This window comes from Shewanella psychrophila (assembly GCF_002005305.1).
In the GTDB taxonomy this organism is placed as follows: Bacteria; Pseudomonadota; Gammaproteobacteria; order Enterobacterales; family Shewanellaceae; genus Shewanella; species Shewanella psychrophila.
On record NZ_CP014782.1, the window covers coordinates 2,539,675 to 2,553,994 of the forward strand.

Consider the following 14,320-nt stretch of genomic DNA (forward strand, 5'->3'; position numbering starts at 1 on the left):
AGTTGCTCTACATAAACAAGCGATAACGCAGTAGAAATAGTCAACAAACGCTGCCCTGCGGGCTCATCTCAATGACTTTATTGCCGCGTTACGTGCTTTTCGCTTAACACATTAGGCATCATCGCACGATGCCTTGCACTAAACCCATTGAGATTGAGCAAAATTCAAGCTAGAAAGATAAACAGGCCCTAGACTAAAGTCGTCTTTTTTAACCTTTAACGATCAATCATCGTCATAAGCTATATTTAATGCAAGTTACACTACATAAAAAAACGTGAGATTGCTCACTATTTTCTGTGAAAAATGTATAAAAGTGTTTAAAATAAGATGTGAACAATAAGAAATAATTCCTAGTCGTAGCCCCACTGTTTAGAGAGGGGTCAGACAATAGCAGTAACGACCAACCGTGGAAGGATTCTCCATGTCAAAAAGAATGATAACCGTGATCCCAGGTGATGGGATTGGACCTAGTATTATCGATGCAGCAATTAAGATCCTAGATAAAGCAGGTTGTGACTTCGAGTACGAATTTACCGATGCGGGTTTAACTGCACTAGAAAAGCATGGGGAGCTACTACCTCAGCGCACACTCGATATGATCGAGAAAAACAAGATCACTCTCAAGGGTCCGTTAACGACACCTGTTGGTGAAGGTTTTACCTCAATCAATGTAACCTTGCGCAAGAAGTTTAGCCTTTATGCCAACATACGTCCTGTCGTGTCTTTTAAAGGTACACAAGCACGTTATGAGAACATAGACATCATCACAGTACGTGAAAATACCGAAGGTATGTATTCGGGTCTAGGCCAAACACTCTCTGAAGATGGTGCAACAGCCGAAGCGACCAGTATCATCACTCGTCAAGGCGCGGAGCAAATCACAACATTTGCTTACGAGCTAGCGCGTAAAGAAAATCGCAAGAAAGTGACCATAGTTCATAAAGCTAACATAATGAAGTCAACTTCGGGCCTGTTCCTGAAAGTTGCTCGTGAAGTAAGCCTACGTTACCCCGACATCACCACAGAAGAGATGATCGTCGATGCAACGTGTATGAAGCTGGTCATGAACCCTGAGATCTTCGACGTGATCGTTACCACCAACTTATTCGGTGACATTCTGTCAGATCTTTGTGCCGGTCTAGTTGGCGGTTTGGGCATGGCACCTGGTGCTAATATAGGTAAAGATGCGGCTATTTTTGAGGCTGTACATGGTAGCGCACCAGATATTGCCGGTAAGAACTTAGCTAACCCTACGTCGGTTATCTTGGCTTCTATCCAGATGCTTGAATATTTGGGCATGGCAGATAAGGCTGAAAATATTCGTTCAGCGGTATCTGCAGTAATAGCTGAAGGCGACCGCACCACACGTGATTTAGGTGGTACTCATGGTACGACTGATTTCACTCAAGCTGTGATTGACCGTTTGTAAGAAGACTCGAGTTCCTAGGTTCTAGAACCTAGGAACTTATTTCCCTAATAGCTGCTATTTCCTACCAACCTTGAGTAGGGTTTAACCTCAGATGCACAGTCACCTCATCACGATCGTGATAGAGATGCTTACATGAAAGCTCAAACTCCTTGATCTCATTTTCCTTTAAGATCTCTGCCATGGTCTCAAGAATAGTCGACACATCTTTATATCTACTCTTCATCGGCAGTTTAAGGTTGAAGATCGCTTCTTTAAACCAACCATTGATTGCCCAAGCTTCGATAAGCTCGGCTACCCGTGACGGCTTCTCAATCATGTCACACACCAGCCAATAAATGTTCTTTCTCGGTGGCTCGAAACGAAAACCATCGGCTTGGTAATGTTTAACTTGACCGGTATCCATTAACCATTGATCCATTGCCCCGTTATCAACCGCTGCCACAAACATGCCACGGCGCACCAATTGATAGGTCCAACCACCAGGGCAAGCCCCCAAGTCAACCGAATTCATGCCACTGGTCAAGCGTGTCTCATGCTCATCTTTAGGGATGAAGTGAATAAAGGCTTCGTCCAGCTTTAGGGTTGAACGACTAGGCGCGTCCGCTGACATTTTCAATCTGGGGATGCCGCAAGAATAGGGTGAGCTATTATTACTCAAAGAAAAACCAACATAGGCCGTTCCAGGAGCCACGAAACAGACGTGGATAATAGGACGTTTAGGGTTTTCTTTTTCGAGTAAGGTACCCGCTTTTTTCAATTTTTGTCTTAGGGGCACGGTAAACTTACGACAGAAATTAGACAGCTCTTTCGCTTCGTTGGTATCTGGCGTCTCAACCCTTAACTCTCCCGCATAATTGATTTTTGATAAGGCTGCGAGGATGGGTGAGATCCTGTCGTCTTCCGGTAATTTCTTTAGCAACTCAGCAGCCGCAAACATCTGCCTAGCAAAGATCAAAGAGTCTAATTTGATTTTCTGCACCAGGATATCAGCGTCTCCAGCCTGGAAGCACTGAAAAATCACATAGGCATCATTCTTATTGGTTTTTACGAAACCACCAATGTCGAGTTCTGCGGCGCGGTGTTGTATCTCTGCAGCACAATCTTTTTCATAGCCTGCACGACAAAACAAAAATAGGTTAATCATCTACATTCCTGAAGCTAGCCAATACTGACTTTGCAATATTGATTTTTGCGAATACTAAGTTGACACGAATATTAAATCGGCATGTTTAAACAAAAATAGCGACCATATTCATAATGGGCGCTATTCTACACTGTCTAAGTTATTCGGCCAACACCGCCAGCACTGACCGTCTCTATAAAAACTAGTCGTTGAGTTCAACCACCCGGTTGCGCCACACAGCCAAGGCAATAAATAACCAGCCCAAGAGTAGACAGAAGCCTCCAATAGGCGTGATAGGTCCAGTCCATTTAGCACCCAGTATTGCATAGGCATAGAGAGAGCCGGAGAACAGCACTATGCCGCCCATAAACAGATAACCCGCCCAATCGATCAACCTAGAGGGTAGCCAATGTCCCGCAAAGGCCACGGCGATCAAAGCAAAGGTATGGTAAAACTGGTATTCCACCCCTAAGTTGAAGATAGCAATCATCTCTGGTGTGGCAATCTGTTTTAAGCCGTGAGCGCCAAAGGCACCGAAAGCCACCGACATGAAGCCGCTCAACGCCGCCAACAATAAAAAACCTTTACGCATCTAGCCCCCTTATAAAATCGATACTATGAGAAATTGCAGCGTCAAGGTTAGCCTCTTGAGTGGTGCCTGACGACTTTCTTGGTTTAAAACTATGATCGCCGTCGGTTAACCAATGTAATTTAGTTTTCTCCATCACAGGCCAGAGCTCAACTTGTCCTTTTGCACCAAACTTATCTCTCTCTCCCTGGATCACACACACAGGCGCCAGACACTCCTCAATGGGCGCTAGCCTTGGTTCGCCACCTTTGAGTGCGATAAAGGGGTAGCCCAGACAGATAACACCATCAACTTGGGTATCGGCCGCAAGGATAGCCGACATGCGTCCCCCCATAGATTTGCCCATCAAGATGATTCGCTTAGGCGAGTACGCTTGTTTGATGGCTGCAATGTGAATATTAAAGTCTTTGAGAATCTTGGGCGCGCGATCCGGTGGACGACGCTTGCCATCTAAAACATTGGCTCGCATATAAGGGAAATTAAATCTCAACACCCCTATGCCATGCTGTGCACCTTCATTAACCAATCCTCTGGCCATATCATTCATAAAGTCACTACGCATATTAGCGCCTGCACCATGAGTAAAAATGATCAAGGTCTCATTAGGGTCTCCATCGAGCACACAATCACTTTCTAGCAGATCTTCAGTTTCTAAGGGCTCTTTAACCAGGAAGCATTTACTCTCTACGGACTCTTTATCTTCGAGCATCTTATTAACCTGGGAGCAATTCACTGCGGGACTCCTCTTCAAACATATCTAACATCCACTCACGAAATGCCGCTATCTTGCCAATCTCTGCATGGTTTTGCTGGCAAACTAAATAATATGCGTTTTTACTGACTAAAACTTCAGGGAAAGGACACACTAACCTGCCCGCCTTAATATCGGGACGAGCCAGTACGCTGTACCCTAAGGCCACTCCTTGTCCATGAGCTGCAGCTTGCAAGACCAAGGAAGAATGACTAAATATCGGCCCTTGGTTCACATTAATATCATTAATCCCACATTGTCTAAACCAAGCTTGCCAATCATGGCGGTTCGTATCATGTAGTAAGGTATGATTTTTAAGATCACTAGGCTTATCTAGTGGCTTAGGTCCATTTAATAAAAGAGGTGAGCAAACAGGAATTAAGACTTCATTTTTAAGCTTATCGGCGCGTAATCCAGCCCAGTTCCCCTGGCCATAAAAGATAGCAACATCGACATCATCAGAAAGCGCATCATTGTCATCATCGACGGCCTTTATCCTGACATCAATATCGGGATTATTCTCACTAAACTTGGCCAATCTTGGCACTAACCATTGAATGGCAAAACTCGGTGACATACTCACTGTGAGTGAGCCTATGGCACTTCTTGCCAATAATCTATCGGTCGCGTCTGCAAGTTGGACGAAGATATCTTTAATATCGAGAAAATAGCCCTGACCTTCTTCAGTTAACAGTAAAGAACGGTTCTTTCGGCGAAACAATTTTAAGCTTAGAAACTCTTCTAAAGCCTTAATTTGATGACTCACAGCAGCCTGGGTCACAAACAATTCTTCGGCGGCGCGAGTAAAGCTGAGATGCCTAGCTGCGGCCTCAAATGCTTTTACCGCGTTCAATGGAGGTAAGCGTCTTGACATAGTGATCAGGATCTCATTTTTTAATTAGTTTTTCTAATCCGCATTGTTACATTTTATCGTTTGTAAAGGAACGTGTTTTTGGTTAAATTTTGCGCCAACGAAATGACTATAGTTAGACAGCCTCTACGACGTAACTGGGGAGTGTCTGACAACACGAATGACCCGCCCGGAGGCGTCTAAACATGATAAACTTTAAGACTGTTTTTGTACTCGCTCTTCTCACGACAGCAACAAGCGTCAGTGCAGATGAAATTGCCATAGACACAGTCGATCTTCACGCAGCCATAGCCGCAGATCTTGCTGTCGGCATGGAAATGATGCAGCAGAACCTGAATGAAGACATGAACACTATGCTCATCGCTACAGAGCAAGAACCTGAGGCAGAAGTTACCGCCAATGTAACACGCTCAGAGTAACATCTTAAACCAGACATGAACTGTCCTAGGTTTTAATAGCCGCATAGCTTTGCTTCACGCTCGCTAACGCGGCTTTTTTGTGTCTGGAAGATGCACTCGATAATGTCGAGGAAGCACTAATCCGCTAAACAGGCAGGAGGCAATAGGGTAAAGCGCTATAGCTCAGAGATAAAAGCTTCAGCGGGCTTGTAATCACACTCGATATAATACCAATCAGTATAAGAAAATGATCACACGGCGGAAATTTAGCATCTCTAAACCAAGATAATAAAAAGCCGCAGCTTATTACAATATGTATAAGATGCGGCTTGTTAACTTAATTGTCAGCGGCGTATTTCTCAGTAACTTAATTCTCAGCGACTTAGATATAGACGACTATGACATACCGCCTAGCGCGGTATCATCCTGAACTAGGCTTATGGACGATATACCTTAACGTTCTCATAGCCTTGCTCTTGAAGATAAAGCGCTTGTAACTTACTCATGACGCCACGGTCGCAATAAAGCAGATAAGTCTTATCTTTGGCTAAATCAGCAAATTGAGTTGCTAGCTTAAAGAAAGGAATAGTTTTAACTTCAACGCCATCCACCTTGAGTGGATCCCGCTCTTCTTCTTCCGGCGATCTGACATCGATGATGACTTCGCTGGAGTCCACTGAGTCCACAGTTTCTGTTTCGGCTATCTGAGCATCCACGCTCTTGGCTATCTCGCGGATGTCGATGACCTCTGCGGCCTCAATTACACGGTCAATAAGATCTTCAGAGAATTTGAGTTCTTCGGCTTCAATCTTGGCAAGCACGGCTTTCACCGTGGGCTTTTGAGATATCACGCCGCAATATTCGGGAATAGACTTAGCAAAATCTTCAGTACCAATCTCACGACTGATATCAATAATATCTTGCTTATCCATGGCAATTAAAGGACGAAGAATAAGTTGTTCGGTGCAGCGGTCGATGACATTGAGGTTAGTCAAGGTTTGGCTGGATACTTGACCCATGGCCTCTCCGGTAATCAGAGCCTGAATTCCCATCTTATTGGCGACTTTAGTGGCCGCTCGCATCATCATACGCTTGAGAATAACGCCCATCTGACCGTTATCTATTCTTTCCAGAATTTCAGTCACCACAGGATCGAACGGCACAGAGATAAACTTCACCTTGTGCGACTCACCATACTTCTGCCACAAGTGATAAGCCACCTGCTTAACACCGATTTCATGTTGATCGCCGCCTAGGTTAAAGAAACAGTAATGAGTTCTGGAGCCACGCTTGATAAACTGATAACTCGAGACACCGGAATCAAAACCACCGGAAATGAGCGACAGCACATCTTCCTGAGTCGCCATGGGAAAGCCCCCAAGACCTGGAATGCGCTTAACAACCAGATATAGATTCTCCCTGTCGATCTCTAAGTTAATCGTCATATCGGGATTCTTGAGTTTAACGCCCTTAGCTTCTGTGAACTGATTTAAACCACCACCCACATAACGTTCGACTTCGATTGACTTAAAATCGTGATTACCCACACGTTTAGCGCGAACACAGAATGTCTTACCCGCGAGATCATCCTTATATAAAGCCAATGTCTGCTGGTAAATATCATCCATAGACTCGAATGTACTCTCATTCACCTGCAATATATGGGCAATACCCGGAATACAGGCTAAACGCTCCCCAAAGGCTTCAATCAGATCGGGTCTATCGCTTGGTACCATCACCATGATCTTATCCCAATCGCGCTTAACCCTAGCAGTCTCATCGACTTTTTTAAGTACGTTTCGGATATTGGTTTCAAGCATTTTGGTAAAACGCATTCTTACCGGTTTGCTTTTCATCATGATTTCAGGGAACAATTTTACGATAAATTTCATCAGGGTCTTCCGGGGGGATATAGCCATTAAATAATATTGGGACGCATTATACCAAGAAGCGAGAGAGATTGCCTATCTTGAATTCACAGTGTGTGCAGGCGGAGAATGAGATAAAACCAGAACTAAAAAAGAAAGAGTTAAAAGGAAGTGCCATGCACTTCCTTCAATTAGCTAAACGACGGGTAAATAGACGCCTTTATTAAGGCGTCATCATTGCCCTACGAGGATTTCATCGGAAAGCTTCGGCTTACCTTGTTCGATGGCTATTTCAACTCGGCGATTTCGAGCCCGATTACTCGCCGAATCATTGTCAACTAACGGGTTTGAGTTAGCCATCCCAACCACTTTCATCCTGCTTTGATCGAAGCCTCTCACTTTAATCAGTTCATGGGCGACGGCAACCGCACGCTTACTGGACAAGTCCCAGTTAGAGCTATAAAGCTCATTACTGATATTCATGTCATCTGTGTAACCCGACACAGTCACAATCCCAGGAATATCCCTAAGCAGTTCGCCCACTCGGCGGACCACAGGCTTAAATCTAGGTTGTAAGAAGCCAGACCCAGAAGAGAACGCCCCCTTCTCGCGGATCCGAATGATTATCTGTTGCCCGAGTGACTCTATTTCTATCGCTCCATCGACAATCTCTTTATTGAGCTCCTGAGCCATCTTCTTCACTTGGTCGTTAATATTTTCCTGAGCGGCGGCCTGGGCTTTCGACTCCTCTTCCGCCCTGGCTTTAGACTCTGATTCGGCCTTTGACTCAGCCTTAGCTTCGGCTTGTTCTTGTGCTGTCGCCGAGGCTTCACCACCACGTTGCTCACCACGCTGTTGCTGTACACCACCGGCACTATCATCATCACCCGCCTGATATTCAAGTGTGGGCTCTGTCATCTCGTTGGTCTGCTGGTTAATTATTTCGATTGGTGTAGGTTCAGGGCGGCCGGGTCTGAATTCCAGAGCTATAACTGAGGTTCCTTTGGGAATATCTTTAACTTCGACCTTATTTTGCACCCCGAAGGCATATTTCATCGAGCCTGCAATCTGCTTAAATTTCATCACATCCATCTCAGAGAAAGAAAGCAGAAGTACGAAGAAACACATCAACAGCGACATCAGGTCGGCAAAGGTTGCTAACCACAGGGGTGCACCTGGTGGTGGGCACTCACATTTAGCCTTCTTAGCCATCCGGCTATTCCCCGTCCGTTGTATCTATCTGTCGCTGCTTCTCTGAAAGGTAATTTTTCAAGAAACCTTCTATCACTCTGGGGTTTTGACCATCTTGAATCGCCAGTACCGCATCCATGATCAAATTACGATTAAGCATCTCCTCATCCATGCGCAGTCCCAGTTTCCCAGCAATAGGTATCGCAACCATGTTAGCTATCATCGCACCATAGAGTGTAGTTAACAGCGCAATAGCCATCGCAGGGCCAATTGACTTAGGATCGTCCATATTCGACAACATCCCCACTAGCCCTACCAATGTACCGATCATTCCCATGGCAGGGGCAACATCACCAATGGCCGTAAAAATACTAATCCCCATCTTATGACGCTGCTCAGTGAGTGCGATATCCTTCTCTAGCGCATCTCGTACCACATCGCCGTCATGTCCATCCACTAACATATCAACCGCTTTTTGCATGAAACTATTGTTAATTTCGGCTTCTTCCAAGGCTAAAAAACCACCTTTTCGGGCGGCATCGGCCATGGTCACTGATTGGTCGATAAGTTCATCAGGCTTATCTATCTTGAACATAAATGCCTTAGCGCCAATTTTCACTGAACCCAAAAACTGTTTGAGGTTATATTTCATCATCACGACAAAAAATGTACCGCATATTACAATCAGCACCGAAGCGGTATCAATAAAAATACCAATACCACCACTACTGGCCATAGCTCCTAAGATAAATCCAAAAGCACCGATAAGTCCGATCAGGGTCGCTAAATCCACAACTGCTCCTCAAATGAAACTGATTCCAGACAAATAAGCTCTGATCAGCATGAAATTGGTAAAAAGCTCAATATGCGCCTATTCACATAGCTACTTCGCATATTGAAATATGATGTAATGAAAATCTGACTTTAACGATTATCAGCTAAGCCATCATGGCAAAATAAATAATACCTTACCTTCAATTATCGGACAGCTTACACGCAAGTTTAGCTTCAAATTCAATTTTTTATAAAAAAACCTCTGGAAAGCGTGCTATTGCACAAATTTACGGCAGCCAGATTTGACCCATGTCGCTGCCTGCGATACCTTGTCTCACGCTAATTTCTAGGAATCCTTGTCGTGGCTAAAAAACCTGAAAACCTCACTTTTGAAGAGTCCCTTACCGAGCTGGAGCGAATAGTTTCAGATCTTGAACAGGGAGACGTGTCCCTCGACGATGCCCTAAAACAGTTTGAGAGAGGCATAAAGCTAGTTCGCAATAGCCAAGGTAAGCTAGAGCAAGCCCAACAAAAAGTGTCTATATTAATGCAAGAGGATGAAGATGCCTCGCTGACTTCCTTTACCTCCGAGGGAGAATAAGTGTTAGCCGATACGATCACTCGATACCAGCAACGTGTCGATAACCAGCTAGAAAAGATCATTGATGCTCAAACCGTCACAGATCCTAAACTCCTTGCTGCAATTAAGCATGGCGCCTTACTCGGTGGTAAGCGTATACGGCCTTTCTTGGTTTACGCCATCGGCGACATGCTCAACATTTCACCAGAAAAGTTAGATTCTTGCGCCGCCGCAATCGAATGCGTACATGCATATTCTCTTATCCATGACGATCTTCCGGCCATGGATGATGATGCACTTCGCCGTGGGCAGCCTACGGTCCATGTTGCCTTCGATGAAGCCACGGCGATTTTGGCCGGCGACGCACTGCAAGCCCTAGCCTTTGAAGTCGTGTGTGAGCCCATAGATGGAATAGAGCCTAGCCAAAATTTAGCCATGGTTCGCGCTTTAGCCAAGGCATCAGGCTATTCGGGTATGTGTGGTGGCCAAGCCATGGATCTGAATGCCACGGATAAACACATAGACTTAGCAACGCTTACCCAACTGCACAAATTAAAAACTGGCGCCTTGATACGTTGCGCCGTTGAACTGCCAATGATTGCGGCGCAGCTCTCAGATGAAGAACAGACACTTCTTATGAAATTTGCCGATGCCATAGGCTTAGCATTTCAGGTCCAAGACGATGTACTCGATATAATCTCTAGTACAGAGGAGCTTGGAAAACCACAAGGTTCTGATTGCGAATCAAACAAAAGCACCTACCCTCAACTACTAGGATTAGCCGGCGCACAGGCCACAGCCAAGAGTTTGATTGAGGATGCTCTATCAGCGCTGACAAAATTACCATACAATAGTCAGCTAATTGCCGAATTCGCCCGTTACATTATAGAGCGAAGAGTTTAATAAAAGAGACAATGTATCTCGATGAGTTTGGATATTTCCCAATACCCTGTGCTTGCGCAGGCTAATACCCCAGATGAGCTAAGACAGCTTCCCCAAGCCTTGTTGCCACAATTGGCCGACGAGTTAAGAAGTTTTCTGCTCAAATCAGTGGGTAGATCAAGTGGTCACTTCGCTTCCGGACTCGGTACGGTTGAGCTCACTGTGGCCATTCATTACGTCTATAATACGCCGTTTGATCGTCTGATCTGGGATGTAGGCCATCAGGCTTACCCTCATAAAATCTTGACCGGACGCCGTGACAGGATGCATACCATACGTCAGAAAGGGGGAATACATCCTTTCCCATGGCGTGAAGAGAGTGAGTACGATACCTTCAGCGTCGGTCACTCGGGTACATCAATCAGTGCAGCATTAGCTATGGCTGTTGCTGCAGAGAAAGAGCAAGCCGGACGAAAAGTGGTTTCTGTTATAGGTGATGGCGCCATGACAGGAGGAATGGTATTTGAAGCCATGAACCACGCCGGTGATCTTCACAATGACATGCTGGTCGTGCTTAACGATAATGAAATGTCGATCTCTGAGAATGTGGGTGCACTCAATAATCACTTGGCCCAGCTGATGTCTGGCAGACTGTACACTACGATTAGAGAAGGCAGTAAGAAGGTACTCAAGGGTATGCCTGTCATCAAAGAGATGGCAAAGCGCACCGAGGAACACCTCAAAGGCATGGTCGTCCCCGGCACCATGTTTGAAGAGCTAGGTTTCAACTATATCGGCCCTATTGATGGCCACGATGTCGATGCCCTAGTCGAAACATTGCGCAATATGCGTAATCTATCAGGACCACAAATTTTACATATCATGACCAAGAAAGGTCGTGGTTATGAACCTGCAGAGAAAGATCCTATTGGCTGGCATGCCGTGCCTAAGTTCGATCCATCGACCTTTGAGAAACCAGCATCTAAACCCAGTAATCCTACCTTCTCACAGGTGTTTGGCAAGTGGCTCTGTGATATATCGGAGCAAGATGACAAGGTACTTGGCATCACACCAGCTATGCGTGAAGGCTCTGGCATGGTTGAATTTTCCCAACGATTCCCTAAGCAGTATTTCGATGCAGCCATAGCAGAGCAACACGCCGTCACTCTCGCTGCGGGCTTCGCCTGTGAAGGACTCAAGCCTGTCGTCGCTATCTACTCGACGTTCCTTCAACGAGGCTACGATCAGCTGATACACGACGTTGCGCTGCAAAAACTACCAGTGATGTTTGCCATAGATCGTGGCGGCATAGTCGGTGCAGATGGCCCGACCCATCAGGGTGCCTTCGACTTAAGCTTTATGCGCACCATACCAAACATGGTCATCATGGCGCCATCTGATGAAAATGAATGTCGTCAGATGCTCTACACTGGTTATTGCTATAAAGACGGTCCAACTGCGGTGCGTTACCCTAGAGGAAGTGCCACAGGCGAACTACAAGTCGAAGAGATGACAGCCCTGCCAATCGGCAAAGGATTACTCAAACGCCAAGGCACTAAAATTGCCATACTCAACTTCGGCACACTCTTAGACAGTAGCTTAGTCGCAGCTGAATCTCTCGATGCAACGGTCGCTGACATGCGGTTCGTTAAGCCCCTAGATATAGAGCTTATCAAGCAGTTGAGCGAAAGCCATGACGTACTGGTCACGGTAGAAGAGAATGCCATCATGGGCGGCGCAGGCTCTGGAGTATTAGAAGAACTGCAACGACTAAAACGTCCTATGCCGGTATTACAGATAGGCCTACCCGATGAGTTTATTAAGCATGGCGATCAGAAAGAGATTTTAGCTGAGCTAAGGCTCGACAGTGCTGGAATTCTTGAACAGATAGAAGAGTATCTTAAATAAGCTTGACTGGTATCTTGAAAAAAAACGTATATTTCTATCCATGACCTCCGAGGATGGAGGAAATGTCATCTAGATGCCTGGAGCATCTTTGACCTATGGGAAGTATATAAAAAAGGACTGCATTGGCAGTCCTTTTTTGTGTCCGGAACACTTATGTATATGGAATTCACTTATTAAAATAAGAGTTATTCTCGGAGGACATGGAAGACCTTAGAGGGGATTTTTGTGCCTAGTTCCTGTCTAGGTACTAGGCACTTCCAACATTAAGCCTTAGTATCTACCGAGCCACCACCTTGTGACACCATCACCATAGCCGGGCGCAATAGACGGTCATTCAAGATGTAACCTTTCTGCATAACCATCATTACCGTATTCGCAGGGAATTCTGGGCTAGGCTGCATGCCAATCGCCTGATGGTGCTCAGGGTTAAAGGTTTCGCCTTGTGGATCTACGACTTTCAGACCGAACTTATCCACGGTAGAGACAAAACTCTTAAGTGTCAGTTCAACGCCCTCATAGATAGCCTTAGTCTCTTCGGCTTCTGCGTCTGTTCCCTGAAGGGCACGCTCCATATTATCGATCACAGGAAGTAGCTCATTGGCAAACTTCTCAAGAGCAAACTTACGAGCCTTCTCAACATCCTGAGCGGCACGGCGACGAATATTGGCTTCAGATGCTGCGGCGCGAGTCACAGAGTCTTTCTGCTCCTCCACTTTAGCCTGAGCCTCGGCCAAAGCCTGCTCTAACTCTTCAATGCGGAAGTTGGCTTGGGTCAACTCATCCATCAAACTGGCTCCGTCTGTACCTGTCTCAGTTTCATCAGCAGTTAGAATTTCACCTTCAACTACTGTATCGACTTGTTCTTGTTCCGCTTTACTCGATTCGTTACTCATTCTTACTCCAGCTAAAATGCTTTGTTTCTGCATGCTCTGGGCATATACTCAATTAACTTGAAAATGCTCGGTCCCGCATACCAAGTTGTTTGAACATATTATGGGGATCAAATTACTGGATTCAAGCCCTAGCAGATAATTATGCCTAAAACATTTCAAACTATTGGCCTGATAGGAAAGCCTAACCATCACGGCACCCACTTAACTCTGAAACGCCTGCACCATTGGTTGTCCATGCAAGGCTTCGATATATTAGTGGAAGAAAGAGTGGCTGCAGAGGTTGGCCCTCAATGTAAGTCAGTCGATTTACTCGAGTTAGGTGAGCGATGCGACTTAGCCATAGTCGTTGGCGGTGATGGCAATATGTTAGGTGCCGCCCGAGTACTTGCCAGATTCGACATAGGTGTTATCGGTGTCAACAGAGGGAATCTCGGATTTTTAACAGACCTTCCTCCCGATTCTTTTGAGAATGCCTTGGGCGAAGTGCTCAATGGCAGCTTCGAAACTGAGTTTCGTTTCTTGCTCGAAGCCGAGGTTCATCGCCATGGCCATATGAAGTCCAGTAACACCGCTGTCAACGAGGCGGTATTACACCCGGGAAAAGTCGCTCATATGATAGAATTTGAGGTCTATATCGATGATGTCTTCATGTACAGTCAACGCGCCGATGGCATGATAGTCTCAACACCGACGGGCTCGACGGCCTATTCGCTGTCGGCAGGCGGCGCTATATTGACCCCCAACCTCGAAGCATTAATCTTAGTCCCCATGTTTCCCCACACACTTTCTTGCCGTCCCATAGTGGTCGATGCCTGCAGCAAGATTAAATTGGTTGTTTCACCAGACAATGGTGATAATTTAGAGGTGAGCTGTGATGGACATGTCACCTTACCCGTCCTTCCAGGTGATGAGATATTAATAAAACGCAGTCATGAACGGCTCAGGCTGATACATCCCAAGGGGCACAATTATTTCCACGTACTGAGAAATAAGTTAGGCTGGGGAAGCAAGCTCTTCTAATTCTTATAATATTATTAGTAAAAATGGCCTCGAATTACTCGAG

Annotated in this window: 14 protein-coding genes; 6 read left to right on the forward strand and 8 right to left on the reverse strand. The window is 45.6% G+C overall.

Annotated elements, in window-relative coordinates; all coding sequences use genetic code 11:
- Window positions 1–421 precede the first annotated feature (421 nt).
- Complete coding sequence (locus tag sps_RS10985; RefSeq protein ID WP_077752564.1) at window positions 422–1,429, forward strand: isocitrate dehydrogenase; 1,008 nt, start codon at window positions 422–424, stop codon at window positions 1,427–1,429.
- A 61-nt stretch (window positions 1,430–1,490) separates the two neighbouring features.
- On the opposite strand, the gene rlmM is transcribed toward sps_RS10985, so the two are convergent.
- The 4 genes from rlmM to sps_RS11005 all read right to left on the reverse strand — a co-directional run bounded on the left by rlmM (window position 1,491) and on the right by sps_RS11005 (window position 4,766).
- On the reverse strand, window positions 1,491–2,573 hold the full coding sequence (gene rlmM / locus sps_RS10990) for a 23S rRNA (cytidine(2498)-2'-O)-methyltransferase RlmM (protein ID WP_077752565.1): 1,083 nt from the start codon (window positions 2,571–2,573) through the stop codon (window positions 1,491–1,493).
- 181 nt (window positions 2,574–2,754) lie between these two features.
- The gene (locus tag sps_RS10995; protein ID WP_077752566.1) at window positions 2,755–3,144 is read right to left on the reverse strand and encodes a DUF423 domain-containing protein; all 390 of its coding nucleotides are present in this window, start codon (window positions 3,142–3,144) and stop codon (window positions 2,755–2,757) included.
- Window positions 3,137–3,850: an alpha/beta family hydrolase gene (locus tag sps_RS11000; RefSeq protein WP_077752567.1), complete on the reverse strand. Its 714-nt coding sequence runs from the start codon at window positions 3,848–3,850 to the stop codon at window positions 3,137–3,139. The genes sps_RS10995 and sps_RS11000 overlap by 8 nt, the downstream gene beginning before the upstream one ends.
- A 4-nt stretch (window positions 3,851–3,854) precedes the next feature.
- Complete coding sequence (locus sps_RS11005) at window positions 3,855–4,766, reverse strand: transcriptional regulator GcvA (protein ID WP_077752568.1); 912 nt, start codon at window positions 4,764–4,766, stop codon at window positions 3,855–3,857.
- Window positions 4,767–4,948: 182 nt separating this feature from the next.
- Here sps_RS11005 and sps_RS11010 point away from each other — a divergent pair, with 182 nt between their 5' ends.
- Window positions 4,949–5,182, forward strand: a complete 234-nt coding sequence (locus sps_RS11010; RefSeq protein ID WP_077752569.1) for a hypothetical protein — start codon at window positions 4,949–4,951, stop codon at window positions 5,180–5,182.
- A 416-nt stretch (window positions 5,183–5,598) separates the two neighbouring features.
- Here the strand turns inward: sps_RS11010 and thiI are convergent, their stop codons facing one another.
- The 3 genes from thiI to pomA all read right to left on the reverse strand — a co-directional run bounded on the left by thiI (window position 5,599) and on the right by pomA (window position 9,013).
- Window positions 5,599–7,053 (reverse strand): tRNA uracil 4-sulfurtransferase ThiI, encoded by a 1,455-nt coding sequence (gene thiI, locus sps_RS11015; protein WP_077752570.1) that lies wholly within the window; start codon window positions 7,051–7,053, stop codon window positions 5,599–5,601.
- Between the two features lie 210 nt (window positions 7,054–7,263).
- On the reverse strand, window positions 7,264–8,241 hold the full coding sequence (locus sps_RS11020; protein WP_077752571.1) for a flagellar motor protein MotB: 978 nt from the start codon (window positions 8,239–8,241) through the stop codon (window positions 7,264–7,266).
- Window positions 8,242–8,245: 4 nt separating this feature from the next.
- On the reverse strand, window positions 8,246–9,013 hold the full coding sequence (gene pomA / locus sps_RS11025) for a flagellar motor protein PomA (RefSeq protein ID WP_077752572.1): 768 nt from the start codon (window positions 9,011–9,013) through the stop codon (window positions 8,246–8,248).
- A 342-nt stretch (window positions 9,014–9,355) separates the two neighbouring features.
- Here pomA and xseB point away from each other — a divergent pair, with 342 nt between their 5' ends.
- The 3 genes from xseB to dxs are packed head-to-tail and all read left to right on the forward strand — an operon-like array spanning window position 9,356 to window position 12,364.
- Window positions 9,356–9,595 (forward strand): exodeoxyribonuclease VII small subunit, encoded by a 240-nt coding sequence (xseB, locus tag sps_RS11030; RefSeq protein WP_077752573.1) that lies wholly within the window; start codon window positions 9,356–9,358, stop codon window positions 9,593–9,595.
- Window positions 9,596–10,477, forward strand: a complete 882-nt coding sequence (ispA, locus tag sps_RS11035) for a (2E,6E)-farnesyl diphosphate synthase (protein WP_077752574.1) — start codon at window positions 9,596–9,598, stop codon at window positions 10,475–10,477.
- A 21-nt stretch (window positions 10,478–10,498) separates the two neighbouring features.
- On the forward strand, window positions 10,499–12,364 hold the full coding sequence (gene dxs / locus sps_RS11040) for a 1-deoxy-D-xylulose-5-phosphate synthase (protein ID WP_077752575.1): 1,866 nt from the start codon (window positions 10,499–10,501) through the stop codon (window positions 12,362–12,364).
- 263 nt (window positions 12,365–12,627) lie between these two features.
- Here the strand turns inward: dxs and grpE are convergent, their stop codons facing one another.
- Window positions 12,628–13,257, reverse strand: coding sequence for a nucleotide exchange factor GrpE (gene grpE / locus sps_RS11045; RefSeq protein ID WP_077752576.1), 630 nt, complete (start codon window positions 13,255–13,257; stop codon window positions 12,628–12,630).
- A gap of 141 nt (window positions 13,258–13,398) precedes the next feature.
- Here grpE and nadK point away from each other — a divergent pair, with 141 nt between their 5' ends.
- Window positions 13,399–14,277 (forward strand): NAD(+) kinase, encoded by an 879-nt coding sequence (nadK, locus tag sps_RS11050; protein ID WP_077752577.1) that lies wholly within the window; start codon window positions 13,399–13,401, stop codon window positions 14,275–14,277.
- Window positions 14,278–14,320 lie beyond the last annotated feature (43 nt).

Excerpts from the sequence above, each read along its gene's own strand:
- sps_RS10985 (WP_077752564.1), top strand. The coding sequence starts at position 422 with ATGTCAAAAAGAATGATAACCGTGATCCCAGGTGATGGGATTGGACCT.
- rlmM (WP_077752565.1), bottom strand. The coding sequence starts at position 2,573 with ATGATTAACCTATTTTTGTTTTGTCGTGCAGGCTATGAAAAAGATTGT.
- sps_RS10995 (WP_077752566.1), bottom strand. The coding sequence starts at position 3,144 with ATGCGTAAAGGTTTTTTATTGTTGGCGGCGTTGAGCGGCTTCATGTCG.
- sps_RS11000 (WP_077752567.1), bottom strand. The coding sequence starts at position 3,850 with ATGCTCGAAGATAAAGAGTCCGTAGAGAGTAAATGCTTCCTGGTTAAA.
- sps_RS11005 (WP_077752568.1), bottom strand. The coding sequence starts at position 4,766 with ATGTCAAGACGCTTACCTCCATTGAACGCGGTAAAAGCATTTGAGGCC.
- sps_RS11010 (WP_077752569.1), top strand. The coding sequence starts at position 4,949 with ATGATAAACTTTAAGACTGTTTTTGTACTCGCTCTTCTCACGACAGCA.
- thiI (WP_077752570.1), bottom strand. The coding sequence starts at position 7,053 with ATGAAATTTATCGTAAAATTGTTCCCTGAAATCATGATGAAAAGCAAA.
- sps_RS11020 (WP_077752571.1), bottom strand. The coding sequence starts at position 8,241 with ATGGCTAAGAAGGCTAAATGTGAGTGCCCACCACCAGGTGCACCCCTG.
- dxs (WP_077752575.1), top strand. The coding sequence starts at position 10,499 with ATGAGTTTGGATATTTCCCAATACCCTGTGCTTGCGCAGGCTAATACC.
- grpE (WP_077752576.1), bottom strand. The coding sequence starts at position 13,257 with ATGAGTAACGAATCGAGTAAAGCGGAACAAGAACAAGTCGATACAGTA.
- nadK (WP_077752577.1), top strand. The coding sequence starts at position 13,399 with ATGCCTAAAACATTTCAAACTATTGGCCTGATAGGAAAGCCTAACCAT.